Below are 20,637 nucleotides of genomic sequence, written 5' to 3'. Positions count from 1 at the left end.
CTTCGTCACGCTGCGGGCGGTATTGGTCAGATCAGCCGCATCCGCCAGTTGCGCCGGATCTGTCACCTCCGTGTCCTGCGCCGGACGTCACGGACCCCCGGTGGGCGTGACGGTCAGGAGGCCGCGGCGCGGGCCGCCTGCGGCGCGACCTGGTCGACGAGGAAGGCCCACTCCCAGGCGACCTGCCGCCAGGCGTCGTAGCGCCCGCTCTTGCCGCCGTGGCCCGCCACCATCTCGGTGCGCAGCAGGATCGGCCGCGTGGCCGGGTCGTTGGTGACCGTGGACCGCAGCCGCGCCACCCACTTCGCGGGCTCGGTGAAGAACACCCGCGTGTCGTTGAGGCTCGTCGTGGCGAGGATGGCGGGGTACTCCACCGGCCGCACGTTCTCGTACGGCGTGTACTCCTTCATGTAGGCGTAGACCTCGGGGTCCTCGAGCGGGTTGCCCCACTCCTCCCACTCCACCACGGTCAGCGGCAGGCTCGGGTCGAGGATCGTGGTGAGGGCGTCGACGAACGGCACCGACGCGTGCACCGCCCGGAAGCGCTCGGGCGCCAGGTTGACGGCGGCGCCGATGAGCAGGCCGCCGGCAGAGCCTCCCTCGGCCGCCAGCCGGTCCGGGGCCACCCACCCGGAGTCGACGAGGTGGGCGGCGCAGTCGACGAAGTCGGTGAAGGTGTTCTTCTTCGTCATCAGCTTGCCCTCGTCGTACCACGCGCGGCCCATCTCCCCACCGCCGCGCACGTGGGCGATCGCGTAGACGAACCCCCGCTGCAGCAGGGACAGCCGGGCGACGGAGAAGTAGGGGTCCGAGGACGCCTCATAGGAGCCGTATGCCGTGAGCAGACCCGGGTGCGTGCCGTCCGGCTGGGTGCCGCGCGGGTAGACCAGCGACACCGGCACCTGCGTCCCGTCCTGCGCGGTGACCCACTCTCGGCGCTGCTCGAAGGCGTCGGGGTCGTAGCCGCCGAGCACCTCCTGCTGCTTGAGCACGGTCAGGCTCCGGCTGGCCACGTCGTAGTCGGAGACGGTCCGCGGGGTCACCATCGACTCGAACACCAGCTGGATGCTCGGCGTCGCGCTCTCGGGGTTGTCGCCCAGGCCGACCTGGTAGACCGGCTGGTCGAACGGCAGCTCGTGACCGGCGCCGAAGCCCGTGTCGGAGGCCTCCTCGCGCGGCAGCACCCGCAGCGCGGTGAGCCCGTCGCGGCGCAGCGAGAGCACGGCGAAGTCGTCGAAGGCGTCGATGCCCTGGAACCGCTCGCCCTTCTCGGCCTTCAGCAACGGCCGCCACTGCTCGTGGCTGGTGCAGTCCAGCGGCGCCCACGCGAGGTCGGAGTCGGGGTTGTCGGCGTTGTGCACGACGAGCAGCCGGTCGCGGGCCGGCTCCACCTCGTACTCGACGCCCTCGCGCCGCGGGGCCACCACCCGGAACTCGCCCGTCGCGTCCGCGGCGTCGAGCAGCCGCACCTCGGAGGTCGTCTTCGAGCCGATGCCGATCATGAGCCAGCGGTCGTCGCGCGAGGTGCCGACGCCCATCCAGAAGCGCGGGTCGGCCTCCTCGTAGACCAGCACGTCCTGCTCCGCGGGCGTGCCGACCTCGTGGCGCCACACCTGGTGCGGGCGCCAGGCCTCGTCGACGCGGGTGTAGAAGACGTGCCGGGCGTCGAGCGAGAAGGCGCAGCCGTAGCCGATCTCGGTGACGGCCTCGTCGACCACGGTGTCGTCGGACAGGTCCTTGATGCGCAGGGCGAAACGTTCGTCGCCCTCGGTGTCCACGGCATACGCGAGCCAGTGGTGGTCGGCGCTGACGGTGAGGGCGCCGAGCGAGAAGAACTCGTGTCCCTCCGCCTCGACGTTGCCGTCGAGCAGGACCTGCTCCCCCGCCACCGCGCTGCCCGCCTCCGGCTCGGGACGGCTCGGGTGCTCACCCACCGGCGCGCGGCAGTGCGCGGCGTACTGGGCACCCTCGAAGGTGCGCCCGTAGTACCACCAGTCGCCGCTGCGCACGGGCACGGTGAGGTCGGTCTCCTTGGTGCGCGACCGGATCTCCTCGAAGATCGCCTGGCGCAGCGGCTCGAGGTGGGCGGTCACCGCCTCCGCGTAGGCGTTCTCCGCCTCGAGGTGCGCGACGACCTGCGGGTCGGACTTGTCGCGCAGCCACTCGTAGTGGTCGACGACGCGGTCACCGTGGTGCTCGCGGACGTGCTCGCGGCGGGGCGCGGAGGGCGGGGTCGGCATGGGAGCACTGTATGCCGCGGGGCCCGACGGGCCGGCGACGCCCGCCGTTGGCGTGACGCGCCGCTGGGCACGCCGCGGCATACCGTGCTGGCGAAGGTCAGCCGGACAGGCAGCGCGACCCGAGGATGACCTTCAGGTCGCCGAAGAGGGCCTCGGTGGCGTTGACGCGGTAGCTGTCGTCGAGCTTCATCAGCACCGAGCGGCCGGCCTGGCTGAGCCGCACGTGCACCTCGGTGGAGCCGGGGTGCGAGCTCAGCACGCTCTTCAGCTGCTCGATCTTGCCGGCGGTGGCCCGGGTGGTCTCCATCGTCACCACGACCGGTCCCCGCGGGCCGTCGGTGATGTCGGGGAGGGTCAGGTCCTGCGCGTAGATCGACACCGAGTCGTCGCGACGGTTGACCCGGCCCTTGACCGCGACCACCTTGTCGTGGCCCAGCATCGTCGAGACGGTCATGTAGGCCGACGGGAAGAACAGGCACTCGATCGCGCCCTCGAGGTCCTCGACGGTGACGATCGCCCAGAGGTCGCCCTTCTTGGTGCGCTTGACCTGCAGGCCGGTGATGAGGCCGGCGATCTGCACCGTCGATCCCTCCGGCTTGCCGTCCTCGCCCGTCAGCGACGCGATGGAGGTGTCGGCGTGCGAGGAGAGCACGTGCTCGATGCCGAACAGCGGGTGGTCGGAGACGTAGAGGCCGAGCATCTCGCGCTCGAAGCCGAGCAGGGTCTGCTTGTCCCACTCGGCGGTCGGGATGGGCGGCAGCACCGAGTCGTCGAAGCCGATGCCCCCCTCGTCGTCGCCGAAGCCGCCGAAGAGCGAGTCCTGCCCGATGGCCTCCTGGCGCTTGATGTCGATGAAGTGGTCGATGTAGTCCTCGTGGACGCGGACCAGGCCCTGCCGGCTCTCCTGCATGCCGTCGAACGCGCCGCCCTTGATGAGCGACTCGATGGTGCGCTTGTTGCAGACCACCGCCGGGCTCTTGGACAGGAAGTCCTTGAAGGAGGTGAAGCGCCCCTTCTCCTCGCGGGCGGCCACGATGGCGTCGACGACGTTGCGGCCGACGTTGCGGATGGCCTCGAGGCCGAAACGGATGTCGGTGCCGACCGCGGCGAAGTTCGCGACCGACTCGTTGACGTCGGGCGGCAGCACCTTGATGCCCATGCGCCGGCACTCGCCGAGGTAGAGCGCCGACTTGTCCTTGTCGTCTCGGACGCTGGTGAGCAGGGCGGCCATGTACTCGGCCGGGTAGTTCGCCTTGAGGTAGCCGGTCCAGTACGACACGAGTCCGTAGGCGGCGGTGTGCGCCTTGTTGAACGCGTAGTCGGAGAACGGCAGGAGGATGCTCCAGAGGGTCTGGATCGACTCCTTGGAGTAGCCGTTGTCGAGCATGCCCTGCTCGAAGTTGGCGAACTCGGCGTCGAGGACCTCCTTCTTCTTCTTGCCCATCGCACGGCGGAGCAGGTCCGCGTTGCCGAGCGTGTAGCCCGCGAGCTTCTGGGCGATCTCCATGACCTGTTCCTGGTAGATGATCAGGCCGTAGGTCATGCCGAGGATCGGCTCGAGCGCCTTCGTGAGGTCGGGGTGGATGTAGTCGAGTTCCTGCTTGCCGTTCTTGCGAAGGGCGAAGTTGGTGTGCGCGTTGGCGCCCATCGGGCCGGGGCGGTAGAGCGCGAGCGCCGCGGAGATGTCCTCGAAGTTGTCCGGCTGCATCAGGCGCAGCAGCGAGCGCATGCCGCCACCGTCGAGCTGGAAGACGCCGAGGGTGTCGCCCCGGCCGAGCAGCTCGTAGGTGGCCTTGTCGGTCATGTCCTTGGACAGCGCGTCGAGGTCGATGTCCTCGCCGCGGTTCATCCGGATGTTCTCGATGGCGTCGTCGAGGATGGTCAGGTTCCGCAGGCCGAGGAAGTCCATCTTGACCAGGCCGAGCGTCTCGCAGCTCGGGTAGTCGAACTGCGTGATGATCTGGCCGTCCTGCTCGCGGCGCATGATCGGGATGACGTCGATCAGCGGCTCGCTCGACATGATGACGCCGGCGGCGTGCACGCCCCACTGCCGCTTCAGGCCCTCGAGGCCCTTGGCGGTCTCGACGACCTCTTTGGCGTGCGGCTCGGACTCGACGAGCGCGCGGAACTCACCGCCCTCGGCATACCGGGGGTGGCTCGGGTCGTAGATGCCCGACAGGGGCACACCCTTGCCCATGACGTCCGGCGGCATCGCCTTGGTGAGCTTCTCGCCCATGGCAAAGGGGTGGCCCATGACGCGCGAGGCGTCCTTGACGGCCTGCTTGGCCTTGATGGTGCCATAGGTGACGATCTGGGCGACGCGCTCCTCGCCGTACTTCTCCGTCACGTACTTGATGACCTCACCACGCCGGCGCTCGTCGAAGTCGACGTCGAAGTCGGGCATCGACTTCCGCTCGGGGTTGAGGAACCGCTCGAAGATCAGGCCGTGCGGCACCGGGTCGAGGTCGGTGATCTTCATGGCGTAGGCGCACATCGAGCCCGCACCGGAGCCACGGCCCGGACCGACCCGGATGCCGTTGCTCTTCGCCCACTTGATGAAGTCGGCGACGACGAGGAAGTAGCCGGCATACCCCTTGGAGACGATGACGTTGATCTCGAACTCCGCCTGCTTGCGGGCGTAGTCGGGCACCCCCTCGGGGAACCGCTCACGCAGGCCGGTCTCGACCTCCTTGACGAACCACGACTCCTCGTTCTCCCCCGGCGGGCAGGGGAAGCGCGGCATGTAGCGGCCCTCTCCCTCGGTGAAGGAGACCTCGCACATCTCGGCGATGCGCAGCGTGTTGTCGCACGCCTCGGGCAGCTCGCGCCACAGGTGGCGCATCTCGGCCGGGCTCTTGAGGTAGAAGCTGTCGGCGTCGAACTTGAACCGGTTGGGGTCCATCAGCGTCGAGCCGGACTGGACGCACAGCAGCGCCGCGTGGGCGGTGGAGTCCTCGGGCTTGGTGTAGTGCAGGTCGTTGGTGGCGACCAGCGGGATGCTCAGCTCGCGGGCCAGGCGCAGCAGGTCCTTCTGCACCTGGCGCTCGATGCCGAGGCCGTGGTCCATCAGCTCGCAGAAGAAGTTCTCGGCACCGAAGATGTCGCGGAAGTCCGAGGCGGCCTGCAGCGCCTCCTTCCACTGGCCGAGGCGCAGCCGGGTCTGGATCTCCCCCGAGGGGCACCCGGTGGTGGCGATGAGGCCCTGGCCGTAGGTCTGGAGCAGCTCCTTGTCCATGCGGGGCTTGAAGTAGTAGCCCTCGAGGCTGGCCAGGGACGACATGCGGAACAGGTTGTGCATGCCGTTGTTGTTCTTCGCCAGCAGCGTCATGTGGGTGTAGGCACCGGAGCCGGAGACGTCGTCGCGGCCGCCGTCGCCGTACTTCACCCGCGTCTTGTCGGTGCGGTGCGTGCCCGGCGTCAGGTAGGCCTCGACGCCGATGATCGGCTTGACGTCGTACTTGCGGGCCTTGGACCAGAACTCGTAGGCGCCGAAGACGTAGCCGTGGTCGGTCGTCGCGACCGCCGGCATGCCCATCTCGGCGGCCGTCCTGAACAGGTCGTCGATCCTCGCCGCCCCGTCGAGCATCGAGTACTCGGTGTGGACGTGCAGGTGGACGAAGCTGTCCTTGGACGAGGGCGAGGCGGGCTGTGCTGACATCGTCGACGATCATAAGCCGCCGCACCGACACCCTTCGGCGTGTCGCCGGACGTGTCGCAGGAGCCCCCGGTTTGGGTATGCCGCGGGGCCGGCCCACGGGGTCGGCGGCTGGCGGCGGGCGCACACCTGACCGCTCAGCCTGACCGCTCATCCTGACCGCTCAGCCGGGAGTCGCGGGCCGCCAGGCGACCGGTCCCGAGCCGCCGCCGATCCGGGTCAGCTTCCCGGCCGGGCCCACCTCGAAGGCGGTCTGGGTCCGCGTGTCGCTGCTCATCACGGCGAGGCGCCCCCGGGGCGACCAGTCGAGGCCCGGTGTGTGCCCCAGGCAGGCGCAGCGACCGACGACGGCGAGGCGGCGGGCGTGTCCGCCGTCCGCGTCCACCACGTTGACGACCAGGTCGGAGACCGACACGCTCGGCAGGTCCGGCTCCGCCTTGGACATCCACGCCACGCGGCGGCCGTCCGGTGACCACCGGGCGTCGAAGCCGAACGTCGCGCGCGGCAACGTGTGCACCACGGCCGGCATCCCACCCGACAGGGGGACGGTCGCCAGGCGGCCGGTGTCCGGACCGCCCACCACCATCAGGACCAGGCCTTCCCTGCTCACGTCCAGGCTGAGGGGGTCCCAGCCGGCCGGCAGCGCCACCGTCCGCTCGACCCCCGTGCTCACCTCGATGCGGCGGAGCAACCCCGGTGAGCTGGTCAGCACCTCCAGGCCGTCCGGCGTCCAGGTCACGGGACAGGCGTCCGTTCGACAGGCGGCGAGCCGCTCCGACCGTCCCGTGTCGGGGTCCGCGACCACGATCGACGTCGGTGTGCCGTAGGCGACGCGGCTGCCGTCCGGCGAGAAGGCGAACGAGCGCACCTCCGCCTCGATGCCGTGCAGCGTCTCGAGCCCCCGCGACGACCAGCTCAGGAGGCCCGTCCCGCTGCGGACCACGAACGCCTCGTCCGGCCGGGGCGGGGCGGTGGTCCGGGCCGAGGCCGCGGTCCTGGTCGGCTCGGCGGGGACGAGGGGCAGAACGGCCCGGCGACCGCCCAGGGCGTCGGAGGCGGCCACGGCGGTGGCGACCACCACGGCGGCGACAGCGGTCAGCCAGGCGGCCTTCCGGCGCCTCCTCGTGCGCCGCAGGCGGCCCAGTGACACGGCGGGATCGAGGTCCCTGTCGGCCGACTCCCTCAGGTCCTCCGCCGCAGCGCGGGCCAGCTCGTCGAGTCTCATGGATCCTCCCCCACGTCGACGCCGAGCTGGCGCGCCAGCGACTGCCGGGCCCGGCTCAGGTGCACCTTGACCGACCCCTCCGACACCTGCAGCGTGCGGGCGACGTCCGCGACGGAGAGGTCGTAGAGGTAGTGGAGCGCGACCGCCTGGGCCTGCCGCCGAGGCAGGGAGCGCACGAGGCGCCAGAAGTCGGCGTGCTCGCCGTGTTCGGGACCAGGGTCGGGCACCCTGCTCCTGCTGAAGGCTCGAGCCTCGGCCAGCCGGCGGCGGAACTGCGAGACGGCCAGGTTGGCGCAGACCCGTCGCACGTACGCCTCCGGGTGTTCGAGGTCCCGGACCTCCGGCCACCGCCGGTAGACCACCAGCATCGCCTCCTGCGCGATGTCCTCGGCGATGCCCGGCGGGCACAGGGCGCGGGCCAGCGCCACGAGCCCGGCGAGCTCCCGGCGGTAGAAGTCGTCGAACGAGCGCTCGCCCACCGTGACGGCGCCCGTCGGCTCCACACCGACGGGCGGCGGTCCCAGTGGCGGCGACGACCCCATGCCCTCAGATCGCACGAGCGACCCGGTGGGGTTGACACCACCCTCACCCCGCCTGCGCCGTGGTGGCCGCACCGCCATGGCTGATGGTCCCACCGCTGGAACCACGTGGGGTCCGGCACGTGGAGGAGGTGAGGTATTCCGCGGGGTCGGCCCCGCGGCATACCTCACCTCACGGTGTGGTCAGAGGCGGTCGAGCGCCCTCTGGAGGTCCTCCGGGTAGGGGCTGGTGAAGCTGACGTACTCCCCCGTGCCCGGGTGCTCGAAGCCGAGGCCCACCGCGTGCAGCCACTGCCGCTCCAGGCCGAGCCGGGCAGCCAGCTTCGGGTCGGCGCCGTAGGTCAGGTCGCCCGCGCACGGGTGGTGCAGCGCGGCGAAGTGCACGCGGATCTGGTGCGTGCGGCCGGTCTCGAGGTGGATGTCGACCAGGGACGCCGCCCGGAAGGCCTCCAGCACCTCGTAGTGCGTCACGCTCGGCTTGCCCGACTCCATCACCGCGAACTTGTAGTCATAGCTCGGGTGCCGTCCGATGGGCGCGTCGATGGTGCCCACGACCGGGTCGGGCAGCCCCTGCACGAGCGCGTGGTAGGTCTTGTCGACCGTGCGGGAGCGGAAGGCCTGCTTGAGGCGGCTGTAGGCGTACTCGCTCTTGGCGACCACCATGAGGCCGCTGGTGCCCACGTCGAGGCGGGAGACGATGCCCTGCCGCTCGCTGGCGCCCGAGGTGGCGATCCGGTAGCCGGCTGCGGCGAGGCCACCGACCACGGTCGGGCCGGTCCAGCCGACGCTCGCGTGGGCAGCGACCCCAACCGGCTTGTCGACGACCACGATGTCGTCGTCGTCGTGGATGATCGACATCCCCGGCACCGGCTCGGCGATGACCTTCAGGGTCGGGCTGGCGTCGACCGTGGGCAGGGTCACCTCGAGGAGGTCACCGGCGGTCACCCGGTCGGACTTGCCGGCCGGCTGGTGGTTCAGCTGGACGTCGCCGGCCTTGGCCAGGTCGGCCGCCCGGGTCCGGGAGACGCCGAAGAGGCGGGCGAGGGCAGCGTCGACGCGCTCGCCCTCGAGGCCGTCGGGCACGAACAGGGTGCGCGTGTCACTCATGGTGGCCCCCCGCCTGCTCGCTCTGCCCGGGCTCGTGTCGGCGCTTCTCATGACCGGCCTCGTGCCGGCCGTGCTCGGCGCGCTTGCCGTCGACGCCGATCCCGACCGTCGCCAGCACGGCGATGACGCAGGCCGCGCCCACGATGGCGACGTCGGCGACGTTGCCGATGAACCAGCCGAAGTAGTCGATGAAGTCCACCACGTGGCCCCGGCCCGGGCCCGGCTCGCGGAACAGCCGGTCGGAGAGGTTGCCCACCGAGCCCCCGAGCAGGAGCCCGAGCGCCCACGCCCAGGTCACACTGCCCAGGCGTCGCGCGGTGACCAGGATGAACACGAGCACGCCGCACGCGATCAGCGTCAGCACCCACGTGGCACCGGTGCCGATCGAGAAGGCTGCACCGGGGTTGCGGATGAGGTTCAGCCGGATCAGCGTCCCCACCACGTCGATGGGCTCGCCCGGCGTCAGGGCGCGCAGAGCCCACAGCTTGGTCAGCTGGTCGAGCACCAGCACCAGGGCGGCGGTGGTGCCGAGGACGGCGAAGAGCCGGCTGCGCTGCGCGGTTTTCTGCTCGGGCGGGATGGTCTCGTCGTGCGCAGCGATCAGCGGCGCTCCTGCTTCGTCTTGCATGGCATGCATAGGGTCGCACGAGGAGCGGCCTGAAGGCGAAGTTTGCCGATCGGGTTGCCGCAGGACTCGCAGATCCCGTACGTGCCGTCGTCGAGCCGTTCGAGGGCGTGCAGGTTCTGGATGAGCATCTCTCGGGCGTTGTTGGCCACCGAGATCTCGTGCTCCCTCTCGAACGTCATGGCTCCCGCGTCGGCCTGGTCGTCGCCCGCGCCGTCGCCACCGTCACGCATCAGGCCCACAAGATCGGCCTCGGCGACCTGGATCTCCTCGCGCAGGTGGGCCACGTCGGCCTCGATGGAGGCGCGCACCTCGGCCAGCTCCTCGGCGGTCCACGGCGTCTCGTCCTCACGGACCCGCAGCGACTGCGGCGTCGCCGGCTGCCTGGTGCGACCACCGGAGGTCGCGCCTGCCTTCTGGGTGGTCTTCTTCGCGGCGGTGGTCTTCTTCACCGCTGCCTTCGTCGCGGTCTTCGTGACCGGTGTTGCCGTGCTCGAGGCGGCCTTCTTCGCGGGCGTGGTGTTCTTCATGGGTGCGGCTGTCCTTCCCGGAGAAGCCTGGCTTGCTGCGGCCTTGGTTGCGGTATTCCTACTGGCCCGGCCCGTGGCCCCGGTAGGGGCCTTGGTACCGGCTTTGCCGGTCGTGGTGGCCTTCCTCGCCGGGGTCGTGGCCGCTGCGGCCTTCGTGGCCACCGCCTTCTTCGCGGGTGCGCTCTTCTTGGCGGGTGCTGCTGCCTTCTTCGCCGGTGCCGCCTTCGTGGCCGACGCCGCCTTCGTGGGTGCCGCCTTCGTGGGTGCCGCCTTCGTGGCCGACGCCGCCTTGGCGGGTGCCGCCTTCGTGGGCGCCTTCTTCGTGGGTGCGGCCGTCTTCGACGTCGCGACCTTCTTGGCCGTCGTTGCCGGTGCGCTCTTCTTCGCCGGTGCCGCCTTCTTCGCCGGTGGTGCCTTCTTCGCCGGTCTCGACGTCACGCCCGAGGCGGCCTTCCTCACACCGGAGGCCGCCTTCTTCACGGCCGAGGCGGCCTTGGTGACGGCGGAGGCGGACTTCGTCTCAGCCTTGGCCGGTGAACCCTTCTTCGACGCGCTCGAACCACTTCTCGTGGCGGCGGTCGCCGTCCGTGCAGCCATGGCAGGCCCCTTGGGTCGCGGTGCGCCCGTCCCCACGGGCGCGGTCAGGTGCGGCGAGGATAAGTCCTGGACCGGCGGTACTCAACGGCAAAACGCAGACTCGCAGCCGCCACTCAGGAAACGCCGAAGGCGCCGGCCACGCACATCCGTGCGGGTCGGCGCCCTCTGGCGACTGCGTGCGGTGAGGGTGCTCAGCCCTGCTGCTGGGCCTGCTCGCCCTCGGGCTCGAGGTCGACCCCGGTGTGGTCGAGCTGCTCGAGCTGGCCCTCGATGTAGGACTTCAGGCGGGCGCGGTAGTCGCGCTCGAAGCCCCGGAGCTCGTCGATCTTCTTCTCCAGCAGGCCGCGCTCGCGGTTGAGCTGCTCGAGGATCTGGTTCTTCTTCTGCTGGGCCTCGTGCACCATGCCGGTCGAGCGCTCGCGAGCCTCGGTGATCATCTGCTCGTGACGCGTGGTGGCGTCCTTGATCAGCTCGTCGTGGCGCGTCTGCCCCGTCTGGATCAGCTCGTCGTGACGGGCCTGGCCGGTCTGGATCAGCTCGTCGTGACGGGCCTGACCGGTCTGGACCAGGTCGTCGTGGCGCGCCTGGCCCTCGGAGATGAGGCGGTCACGGGTGGTCTCGCCCTCACCGACGTGCTCGTCGTGCAGGCGCTGGGCCAGCGCGATGAGGCTCGCGGCGCTGGCGCCCCCACCGGCAGCCGCGGCCATCTCGGAGCCACCCTCGGCCCGGGCGGGCACCGGCTGGGCGGCCTGCTGCTGGGCCTGCTGGGCCTGCTGCTGAGCGGCCTGCTGCTGAGCGGACTGCTGCTGGGCGGCGTGCTGCTGCGCCGCCTGCTGCGCCTGCTGGGCGGCCTGCTGCGCCTGCTGCTCGGCGGCCGACTGCTGCTCTGCGGCGGCGCGGATCCGCTCCTGCGCGGCCTTCTCGGCCTCCTCCGCGCGACGGGTCGCCTCGGCGATGCGCTCACGCGCCGCCTTGTCGGCCTCCTCCGCACGGGCCTGCATGGTGGCGATGCGCTCCTGCGACTGGGCGGTGACCTTCTCCTCGGCGGCCTGGGCCTCCTTGGCGGCCGCGGCCTTGCGGGCCTCGGCCTGGGCGTCGGGCTTGGCGACGGGCGCCATGCCCTTGCTCTCACGGCACTCGTTCAGCTGCTCGCGGAGCTCGTCGCTCTCCTTGATGAGACGACGCATCTCGGCCACGACCTCGTCCAGGAAGTCGTCGACCTCGCGTTCGTCGTACCCCCGACGGAACTGGGTCGGCGTGAAGTTCTTGTTGAGGACATCCTCGGGCGTGAGCGCCATCTAGCCACCTCGTTAGCAGTCATGTGCAGTCAAGAGCAGTGCAGTCGCAAGCATCCCAGAGACTGGGGCAGCCTTCACCCTATTGGATGCCCGCTCAGCTCTGGATGACACCCATGAGGATGGAGACGCCGAGCATCAGGATGAGGAAGGCCAGGTCGATCCGCACCGAGCCCAGGCTCAGCGGCGGCACCACCTTGCGGATCGCCTTCAGTGGCGGGTCGGTCACCGTGTAGACGGCCTCGGCGATCACCAGCACGACGCCGCGCGGGCGCCACTCCCGTGCGAACACCTGCACCCAGTCCAGGACCAGTCGTCCGATGAGCAGGATGAAGAAGATGTACAGCAGGAAGTCGAGGATGCTGCCGACGACGCCGAGTCTCATGGCGGTCAGCGTGCCATGTCAGGTCGTGCGGCGACCGAGCGGGTCAGGAGCGGCTCAGCTCTGGTTGAACAGGCCGCGCGCCGGGGCGGCCGCGCTCTCCTCGGCCGAGACCTCGACGTGCGCCGGCGAGAGCAGGAACACCTTGGAGGTCACCCGCTCGATGGAGCCGTGCAGGCCGAAGACCAGGCCGGCCGCGAAGTCGACCAGGCGCTTGGCGTCGGAGTCGTCCATGTCGGACAGGTTCATGATCACCGGCGTGCCGTCGCGGAAGCTCTCGCCGATGTTCTTCGCCTCGTTGTAGGTCCGCGGGTGGATCGTGGTGATCCGGTTCAGGCCACCCACCTCGACATCGCGCACCACGGCCGCGACCGGCGTGCGCTGCGGCAGGGGCATGACGGCGGCCGAGCGCTCCTGCTGCTGCGGCTCGCGGTGCGCATCGCGCTGCGGCTCGTCGTAGTCGTAGTCGTCGTAGCCCTCGTAGCGCTCGTCGTCCTCAGCGAGCCCGAGGTACACCATCGTCTTGCGCAGCGCCCCTGCCATGAGAGCTCCCTTTTGGTCTGTCGTGCGGGTCTGTTGTCCGGGTCAGCGTGCGGTGACGCCGCACGGTTGCGGTTCGCGGCTGAAGTTACCGAAGTGACGGACGAGATCCGAGGATTGCGCTGCCGACACGCAGGTGTGTCGCCCCGTGGGCGATGGCGGCCTCGAGGTCGGCGCTCATGCCGGCCGACACCCAGGTCGCGTCGGGGTGGTCCTCCTGTATGCCGCGGGCCACCTCCCGCAGGCGGGCGAAGGCAGGTGCCGGGTCGGCCCCGAGGGGTGCGACCGCCATGACGCCCAGCAGCTCGAGGTCGGGCGCCTGGGCGACGGCGTCGGCCAGGAGGGGCACCTCCTCGGGAGCGGCCCCCGCCCGGCCCTCGTGGTCGGCCTCGTCGAGGGAGACCTGCACCAGCACCCCGAGCCGTCGCCCGGCCCGGTGGGCACCCCTCTGGAGGGCGTCGACGAGGCGCAGCCGGTCGACGGACTGGACGACGTCGGCATACATCGCCACCGCGGCGGCCTTGTTGGTCTGGAGCTGGCCGATGAAGTGGACGGTGAGCTGGTCACGGTGCCGCAGCGCCGCGACCTTCTCCGCCGCCTCCTGGTGGCGGTTCTCCCCGATGTGCCGGACGCCGAGCTCGGCGAGCAGGTCGGCGTCGGAGGCGGGGAAGAACTTCGTCACGGCGATGAGCTCGAGCTCGTCGGGGCGGCGCCCGGAGGCGGCGCAGGCCTGCTCGACCCGCGCCCGGACGGCGGCCAGGCCGGCCGCCAGCTCGTCGCGGCGGCTCATGAGGACACCAGCTGCACCACGCCGGCGAACCGGCCGGTGCGGCCGTCCCGGCGGTACGAGTAGAGCTCGTCGGACTCACGCGTGCAGCCCGGGACCCACTGCACCGCAACGTCGTTCGCACGCAGCTGTGCCACCACTCCGGCCGCGACGTCGATGGCGGGCGTGCCCGCCCAGGAGACCGCGCAGGACTCCGGTGACACCGCAGCCGCGGCGTCACGCATGTCGGCGGGCACCTCGTAGCAGCGGCCGCAGACCGATGGCCCCACCGCCGCGCGGATCGTGCGGGCGCCGGCCTCGCGCATCACCAGCACGGCGCGGTCGATGATCCCACTCGTCATGCCGGGTCGGCCGGCGTGCACGGCACCCACGACGCCGGCCTCGGGGTCGGCCAGCAGAACCGGGGTGCAGTCGGCGACCAGCACGGCGACGGCCAGGCCGGGGGTGGTGGTGACGACGCCGTCGGCCGTCGGGGCCTGCCCGTCGGGCCACGGACCGTCGGCCACGACGACCTCGGTGCCGTGGCACTGGTCGAGGAAGAGCAGCTCCTGGGGTGCCCGGCCCAGCGACGCGGCGAGCGCCTCGCGGTTGCCGGTGACCGCGGCAGGGTCGTCGCCGACGTGACCACCGAGGTTGAGGGCGTCGTAGGGCGCCCCGCTCGTGCCGCCCTGCCGGTCGGTGAAGGCCCACTCCAGACGTCCGGACCGCTCGCGCCAGAAGAACACAGGCGACACCGTATGCCACCGGTGACGGCGAAGGGCCGCCCGGTGCTCCGGGCGGCCCTTCGGCTGTGGTGTGCGGCGCAGACGTGGCACCGCGGTCCTGCTCGAGGCGGTGCTACTTCAGGAAGTCCGGCACGTCGAGGTCGTCGGCGTCGTCGAAGGTGACGGTGCGCGGCGGACGGGCGGCGGGCTCCTGCTGCTGGTGGTGCTGCGCCGGCTGGCCGGCAGGCGCCGGGGCACCCTGGCCGTTGCTGTGCTGCGGTGCCGGCTGCTGGCCGTTGTCGTGCTGGGGAGCCTGCTGCGCGGTCGGCTGCGGGGCCACCGGGCGGGGCTGCTGCGGGCTCTGCTGCGCCGGCGGGAACATCGGCACCTGCTGCTGCGGGCGCTGGGCTGCCTGCGGCGCCTGCTGCTGGGCCGGCGGCTGCTGACGCTGCGTCGAGCCCTGGATCTGACCGATCGCGCGCTCGTCGCTGCGCTTGATCGGCGCGCCACCGTCGAAACCGGCGGCGATGACGGTCACGCGCACCTCGTCGCCGAGGGCGTCGTCGATGACGGCACCGAAGATGATGTTGGCCTCGGGGTGCGCGGCCTCCTGGACGAGCCGGGCCGCCTCGTTGATCTCGAAGAGGCCGAGGTCGCTGCCGCCCTGGATCGACAGCAGGACGCCGTGGGCGCCGTCGATGCTGGCCTCGAGCAGCGGCGAGGAGATCGCCAGCTCGGCCGCCTGCACCGCGCGGTCGTCGCCCCGCGAGGAGCCGATGCCCATGAGGGCCGAGCCGGCGCCCTGCATGACGGACTTGACGTCGGCGAAGTCGAGGTTGATCAGGCCGGGGGTGGTGATGAGATCGGTGATGCCCTGGACACCCGAGAGCAGCACCTGGTCGGCGCTGCGGAAGGCGTCGAGCATCGACACGGCCCGGTCGCTGATCGACAGCAGCCGGTCGTTCGGGATGACGATGAGCGTGTCGACCTCCTCGCGGAGGTTGAGGATGCCGGACTCGGCCTGGTTGGCCCGGCGGCGGCCCTCGAAGGTGAACGGCCGGGTGACCACACCGATGGTGAGGGCGCCGAGGCCCCGGGCGATCTTGGCGACGACCGGCGCACCACCGGTGCCGGTCCCACCACCCTCGCCGGCGGTGACGAAGACCATGTCGGCCCCCTTGAGGACCTCCTCGATCTCCTCCGCGTGGTCCTCGGCAGCCTTCTTGCCGACCTCCGGGTCGGCCCCGGCGCCGAGGCCGCGGGTGAGCTCACGGCCGACGTCGAGCTTGACGTCGGCGTCACTCATGAGGAGCGCCTGCGCGTCGGTGTTGATGGCGATGAACTCGACGCCCTTGAGGCCAACCTCGATCATCCGGTTGATGGCGTTGACGCCACCACCGCCGATGCCGACGACCTTGATGACGGCCAAGTAGTTCTGTGGTGCTGCCACGTCGGTGGGCCTCTCCTGAAAGCGTTTCTGGGTGGTTCGAGCCGGCACGTTCACACTTGCAGCCCCGTCGCGGTTACCCGAGTCCAAGTCAAAAGCCTCAGTGTCCACTAGAGGGTTAGAATTATGTCAACCCTGCCGTCGCAGACGCTATGCGGGTAGGTGGGCGCAATCAACCGCCGCCCCCGCGTGTCGCGAGACTGCTTGAGCGACTTTTTGCCCGGCGACGACCAGGGCTGGACGAGGCCTGTCACAGGCGCCACAGAAGCCTCAACGGTCACTCTACGTCGAGGTCCTCCACCATGCCGGACGCAGTACCGGACGCATGCCGGATGCAGTCCCCAACGCAGGGCCCGGGAGGTCCTGCTCGAGCCCGCGCGAGGTTCGGCTCACCGCGTGACGGGGGTGTCCGGCGCGCTCACGTCGATGAGCTTCGGCCTGCCCTTCAGCAGCGCCGTCATGACGCCGAGCTTCTTCTCCGGCTGGCCCACTCCGCCCCAGACGACGGTAGTGCCGCGCACCCGCATCGTCACCAGGTTGGCGCCGCTGACGGTGACGTTGGTCGTCTCCTTCTGCAGGGCCGGCGGCAGCACCTCAACGACGTCGACGGCCGCCATGAGGGCATCGCGGGAGAGGGCTGCCTTCGAGGCGGTGTGCACCATCGGAACCCCCTTGGGAGCGGTCCTGACCTGCGCATATGCCACCCCCCGAGAATCCACAACGTGAAGTTGACCTTGAGGGTTCTTGGCCACCAGGACGGGCACCCGGGGGCTGGCGTGGATGACCAGCGTGGACGGCCAGGACCGCTCGATCGAGACGTCGGCCAGGGTGGCCCGCTGGCGCACCCGGTCGGCCACCGCGGTGTCGTCGACCCGGGCCAACGGGGTGCCCAGGGGCACCGCGGCCAGCGACCTGATCGGCCTCACCTCGTCGGCCGGCACGCCCACCACCTCCACCGTGCGGACCGCGAGCACGGGGCTGAAGGCGACGAGCCAGACGAGCCCGGCGACGAGGGCCAGGACCGCCACCACCCAGGCGGTCAGCCGCCACGGGCGGCGCCGGACCCGGTCCGCCCGGACCTGGAACCGCTCGCGCGAGGAGGCGAGGCCCCGCGGCGGGAGTGTGCTCGTGCGCCGGCTCATGCGTCCCGCAGCGCCCGCAGGATCTCCGGGCCGACCATGGTGACGTCGCCGGCCCCCACCGTCATGACGAGGTCCCCGGCACGGGCGCGCCGGGCCGCCTCACCGGCCACGGCCGACCACGAGGAGACGACCTCGACGTCGGCGTCGGGCCGCAGGGCCAGCAGGGCGTCGGCGATGAGCTCGGAGGAGACTCCCGGGATGGGGTCCTCGCGGGCACCGTAGACCTCCATGAGCAGCACGATGTCGGCCGGCGCCAGGGCTGCGGCGAACTCGGTCGCGAAGTCGCGGGTCCGCGAGTAGAGGTGCGGCTGGAAGACGACGACGAGGCGCCCGTCACCGACCAGCTCGGCTGCCGTGCCGACGACGGCGGCCACCTTGCCGGGGTTGTGGGCGTAGTCGTCGACGACGCTCACGCCGGCGGCCGTGCCCTTGGGCTCGAAGCGCCTGCGGGTGCCGGTGAAGGAGAACAGGCCCTGCAGCACCTGCGCGGGGTCCTGCCCCAGGCCCTGCGTGGCTGCCGCGAAGGCGGCCGCCGCGTTGAGCAGGTTGTGGCGGCCGGGGATGTTGACCCGGAGGTCCCAGGACCGTCCGTCGGGGTCCCTCAGCTCGGTGCGCGCCATGAGGCCGTGGCCCAGCGGCTCCCCGAGGACCAGGTCGGACTCCGGCGAGAACCCGTAGGTGAGCACCCGTCGCCCCTGCGCCCGGACGGCCTCCGCGAGGGCGAGGGAGCCCGCGTCGTCGTGGCACGCCACGACGAGGCCGCCGTCGACCACGGAGGCGGCGAACTCGGCATACGCCGTCCTGACGTTGTCGAAGGTGCCGTAGAAGTCGAGGTGGTCCGGCTGGACGTTGGTCACCACCGCGACCTCGGGCCGGTAGACGAGGAACGAGCCGTCGCTCTCGTCGGCCTCGGCGACGAAGATGACGCCGGTGCCCCAGTGGGCGTTGGTGCCGTGCTTGGCCAGCTCTCCCCCGGCGGCGAACGACGGGTCCGCCCCGCAGTGCTGCAGGGCCACGGTGAGCATCGACGTCGTGGTGGTCTTGCCGTTGGCGCCGGCGATGGCGACGCGTCGCGACGACGCCATGGTGCTCGCCAGGGCCTGCGAACGGTGGAGCACCCGCAGGCCCCGCTCGCGCGCGGTGGCCAGCTCGACGTTGGTCTCGCGGATCGCCGACGAGATGACCACCGTGTCGACGCCGTCGAGGTGGGCGGGGTCGTGACCGACGTGCACCTCGGCCCCCTCGGCCGCCAGGGCGGCCATGACCGGTGAGTCCTTGGCGTCCGAGCCGCTCACCGTGCAGCCGCGGGCCAGCATGACCCGGGCGACCCCGGACATGCCCGCGCCGCCGATGGCGATGAAGTGCACACGGCCCAGGTCGTCGAGGGCCGGGACCGGCGCGCGGAAGTCGAAGCGCGCGTTCGTGCCGTTCACCGCCGGCTCCCCGCGGACTCGGCGTACGCGTCGGCCACCATGTCGGCGAGCAGCTCGTCGGCGCCGCGCTCCCCCACGCCCGCGGCCGCCTCTCCCATGGCCGACAGCCGCTCGGCGTCGCCCATCAGCGGGATGAGGTGGCTGTCGATCCACGCGGGCGTGAAGTCGGCGTCGGCGACGAGGATGCCGCCCCCTGCGGAGACGACGTCAGCCGCGTTGAACCGCTGCTCGCCGTTGCCGATCGGCAGCGGGACGTAGACCGCGGGCAGGCCGACGGCGGTCAGCTCACAGACCGTGTTGGCGCCGGCGCGGGCGACGACGAGGTCGGCCGCGGCATACGCCAGCTCCATGTGGTCGGCGTAGGCGGCCACGACGTACGGCGGCCCGCTGACCTCCGACACCGGCTCGAACTCCTTGCCGATGCCGGTCAGGTGAAGCACCTGGATGCCGGAGGAGCGCAGCGCGTCGACCCGCTCCTGGAAGGCCTGGTTGAGCCGCTGGGCACCGAGGGAGCCACCGGTGACCAGCAGGGTGGGCCACTGCGGGTCGAGGCCGAACTGCTCGAGTCCCTCGCCGCGGCGCGCGTCGCGGTCGAGCAGCGCGACCTCCTGGCGCAGCGGCATGCCGATGACGGTGGCGCCGCGCAGGGCGGTGGACGCGAACGTCGTCGCGACGTGACGGGTGAAGCGCGCCCCGAGGCGGTTCGCGAGCCCGGCCCGCGCGTTCTGCTCGTGGATGACGATGGGCACACCGCGCTTGCGCGCCGCGAGGTATGCCGGCGTGGAGACGTAGCCGCCGAAGCCCACCACCACCTCGGCACCGGTCTCGTCGATCGCGCGGCCGGCGGCCGCGACGGCGGCCCGCAGGTTGCCCGGGAGTCGGGCCAGGTCGCCGGAGGGGCGGCGCGGCAGCGGCACCTTCGGGATGGTGCGCAGGTCGTAGCCGCGGGCCGGGACGAGCCTGGCCTCGAGGCCCTGCTCGGTGCCGAGGGCGGTCACGCGCAGGTCGGGCCTGCGCCGGCGCAGGCAGTCGGCGAGGGCGAGCAGCGGCGAGACGTGGCCGGCCGACCCCCCACCAGCGAGCAGCACCGAGGAGGGCAGAGCGGTCACCGGTCCCCCTTCCGGGCACGGCCGACGGACAGGGTGGGCAGCACGGCGAGCGAGCGGCGAACCACCGAGGGGCGCGCGGCGAGCGCCTCCGCGCAGCCGGGTTCGCTGCGCGCGAAGGAGAGCAGCATGCCGAGGGCGATCATCGTCGTCACGAGCGACGAGCCGCCGGAGGAGACCAGCGGCAGGGGGACGCCGATGACGGGCAGCAGGCCGATGACCGCGCCGATGTTGACCATGGCCTGCACGACGATCCACGCCATCACGCCGCCGGTCGCCAGGCGCACGAAGAGGTCGTCGGTGCGCAGGACGATGCGGTAGCAGACCAGCGCCAGCGCAACGAAGAGCCCGAGCACCACGAGGGTGCCGGGCAGGCCGAGCTCCTCGCCGATGATGGCGTAGATGAAGTCGTTGTGCGGCTCGGAGAGCCACTGCCACTTCTCGCGGCTGGCACCGAGCCCGACGCCCCACCAGCCGCCGTCGGCGAGGGCATAGCGGCCGTGCAGCGGCTGGCGGGCGGCGCCGAAGGGGTCGGTGTCGCGACCGAGCCACACGTCGAAGCGTGAGAGCCGGTTGGCGCTGGTGAAGACCATCGTCACGGCCATGGCGGCGAACCCGGCGACACCGACGGCGAACAGCTTCCACGAGACGCCCGCGGTGAAGAGCACCGCGCCGACGATGGCGCACATGACGATGACGGTGCCGAGGTCGTGCCCGAGCAGGACCAGGCCGATGGCAGCGAGGGCGAACGGGAAGAGGTAGGGGACGACCACGTGCTTGACGCTGCCGAGCAGCTTGCGCTTGCGGGTCAGCACGGCCGCGCCGAACAGCACCAGGCCGAGCTTGCCGATCTCCGACGGCTGCAGGGTCATCCCGCCGACGCCGATCCAGTTCGTGTTGCCGTTCACGCTCTTGCCGAGCGGCGTGAAGACGAGCAGCTGGAGGACCATCGCCGCGAGCAGGGCCGGCACGGCGAGGAGCTTCCACCGGGACACGGAGATCCGTGACGCGATGGCCATGAACACGGCACCGACGGCGGCGAACTGGGCCTGTCGCATCGCGATCGTGTAGGACGAGTCGCTCGCCTTGTAGGACACGATGGACGACGCGGAGAGCACCATGATCAGCCCGATGACGACGAGCACGCCGGTGACGCTGAGCAATACGTAGTAGGTCGTCACCGGGGACTCGAGGCGCTGGAGCCACGTGGCCACGCGCCCGGAGTCGGCCTGGCGCGAGTCGGTGTGGCGCGCCTTCCCCGGGGTGGCTGCGGCACTGCTCAC

Annotated in this window: 17 protein-coding genes; all 17 read right to left on the bottom strand. The window is 71.3% G+C overall.

The genetic code is table 11. The annotated features are described in order from the left end of the window. Positions 1–113: 113 nt before the first annotated feature. Complete coding sequence (locus BMW78_RS18455; RefSeq protein WP_091762741.1) at positions 114–2,240, bottom strand: S9 family peptidase; 2,127 nt, start codon at positions 2,238–2,240, stop codon at positions 114–116. 97 nt (positions 2,241–2,337) lie between these two features. Beyond that, positions 2,338–5,898 (bottom strand): DNA polymerase III subunit alpha, encoded by a 3,561-nt coding sequence (dnaE, locus tag BMW78_RS18450; protein ID WP_091762739.1) that lies wholly within the window; start codon positions 5,896–5,898, stop codon positions 2,338–2,340. A 160-nt stretch (positions 5,899–6,058) separates the two neighbouring features. Then, on the bottom strand, positions 6,059–7,120 hold the full coding sequence (locus BMW78_RS18445; protein WP_091762737.1) for a TolB family protein: 1,062 nt from the start codon (positions 7,118–7,120) through the stop codon (positions 6,059–6,061). Then, positions 7,117–7,677 carry a SigE family RNA polymerase sigma factor gene (locus BMW78_RS18440; protein ID WP_177180467.1) on the bottom strand — a complete coding sequence of 187 codons (561 nt, stop codon included), beginning with the start codon at positions 7,675–7,677 and terminating at the stop codon, positions 7,117–7,119. Before BMW78_RS18440 ends, BMW78_RS18445 begins: the two co-directional genes overlap by 4 nt. A gap of 165 nt (positions 7,678–7,842) precedes the next feature. Then, positions 7,843–8,766: an RluA family pseudouridine synthase gene (locus BMW78_RS18435; RefSeq protein WP_091762733.1), complete on the bottom strand. Its 924-nt coding sequence runs from the start codon at positions 8,764–8,766 to the stop codon at positions 7,843–7,845. Then, positions 8,759–9,394 carry a signal peptidase II gene (gene lspA / locus BMW78_RS18430; protein WP_091762731.1) on the bottom strand — a complete coding sequence of 212 codons (636 nt, stop codon included), beginning with the start codon at positions 9,392–9,394 and terminating at the stop codon, positions 8,759–8,761. The genes BMW78_RS18435 and lspA overlap by 8 nt, the downstream gene beginning before the upstream one ends. Further along, positions 9,367–10,518, bottom strand: coding sequence for a TraR/DksA family transcriptional regulator (locus tag BMW78_RS18425; protein ID WP_091762729.1), 1,152 nt, complete (start codon positions 10,516–10,518; stop codon positions 9,367–9,369). Before BMW78_RS18425 ends, lspA begins: the two co-directional genes overlap by 28 nt. A gap of 191 nt (positions 10,519–10,709) precedes the next feature. Then, entirely contained in the window at positions 10,710–11,816 is a 1,107-nt protein-coding gene (locus BMW78_RS18420) for a DivIVA domain-containing protein (RefSeq protein ID WP_091762727.1), read from the bottom strand. Between the two features lie 94 nt (positions 11,817–11,910). After that, positions 11,911–12,198 carry a YggT family protein gene (locus BMW78_RS18415; protein ID WP_091762725.1) on the bottom strand — a complete coding sequence of 96 codons (288 nt, stop codon included), beginning with the start codon at positions 12,196–12,198 and terminating at the stop codon, positions 11,911–11,913. Between the two features lie 54 nt (positions 12,199–12,252). Beyond that, positions 12,253–12,738, bottom strand: a complete 486-nt coding sequence (locus BMW78_RS18410; protein ID WP_091762723.1) for a cell division protein SepF — start codon at positions 12,736–12,738, stop codon at positions 12,253–12,255. 85 nt (positions 12,739–12,823) lie between these two features. Further along, positions 12,824–13,525, bottom strand: a complete 702-nt coding sequence (locus tag BMW78_RS18405; protein ID WP_091762721.1) for a YggS family pyridoxal phosphate-dependent enzyme — start codon at positions 13,523–13,525, stop codon at positions 12,824–12,826. Beyond that, positions 13,522–14,247 (bottom strand): peptidoglycan editing factor PgeF, encoded by a 726-nt coding sequence (gene pgeF / locus BMW78_RS18400; RefSeq protein ID WP_091762718.1) that lies wholly within the window; start codon positions 14,245–14,247, stop codon positions 13,522–13,524. The genes BMW78_RS18405 and pgeF overlap by 4 nt, the downstream gene beginning before the upstream one ends. Positions 14,248–14,359: 112 nt before the next feature. Beyond that, entirely contained in the window at positions 14,360–15,676 is a 1,317-nt protein-coding gene (gene ftsZ, locus BMW78_RS18395) for a cell division protein FtsZ (RefSeq protein ID WP_091762716.1), read from the bottom strand. A 386-nt stretch (positions 15,677–16,062) separates the two neighbouring features. Beyond that, positions 16,063–16,815: a cell division protein FtsQ/DivIB gene (locus tag BMW78_RS18390; RefSeq protein WP_091762715.1), complete on the bottom strand. Its 753-nt coding sequence runs from the start codon at positions 16,813–16,815 to the stop codon at positions 16,063–16,065. After that, entirely contained in the window at positions 16,812–18,248 is a 1,437-nt protein-coding gene (murC, locus tag BMW78_RS18385; RefSeq protein ID WP_091762713.1) for a UDP-N-acetylmuramate--L-alanine ligase, read from the bottom strand. Before murC ends, BMW78_RS18390 begins: the two co-directional genes overlap by 4 nt. Beyond that, a complete protein-coding gene (murG, locus tag BMW78_RS18380; protein ID WP_091762711.1) occupies positions 18,245–19,357 on the bottom strand; it encodes an undecaprenyldiphospho-muramoylpentapeptide beta-N-acetylglucosaminyltransferase in 1,113 nt (370 codons plus the stop codon). The genes murC and murG overlap by 4 nt, the downstream gene beginning before the upstream one ends. After that, positions 19,354–20,637, bottom strand: coding sequence for a putative lipid II flippase FtsW (gene ftsW, locus BMW78_RS18375; RefSeq protein WP_091762710.1), 1,284 nt, complete (start codon positions 20,635–20,637; stop codon positions 19,354–19,356). Before ftsW ends, murG begins: the two co-directional genes overlap by 4 nt.

This window comes from Pedococcus cremeus, assembly GCF_900111375.1.
GTDB classification, from domain to species: domain Bacteria; phylum Actinomycetota; class Actinomycetes; order Actinomycetales; family Dermatophilaceae; genus Pedococcus_A; species Pedococcus_A cremeus.
This window is presented reverse-complemented; position numbering and strand designations above follow the sequence as displayed.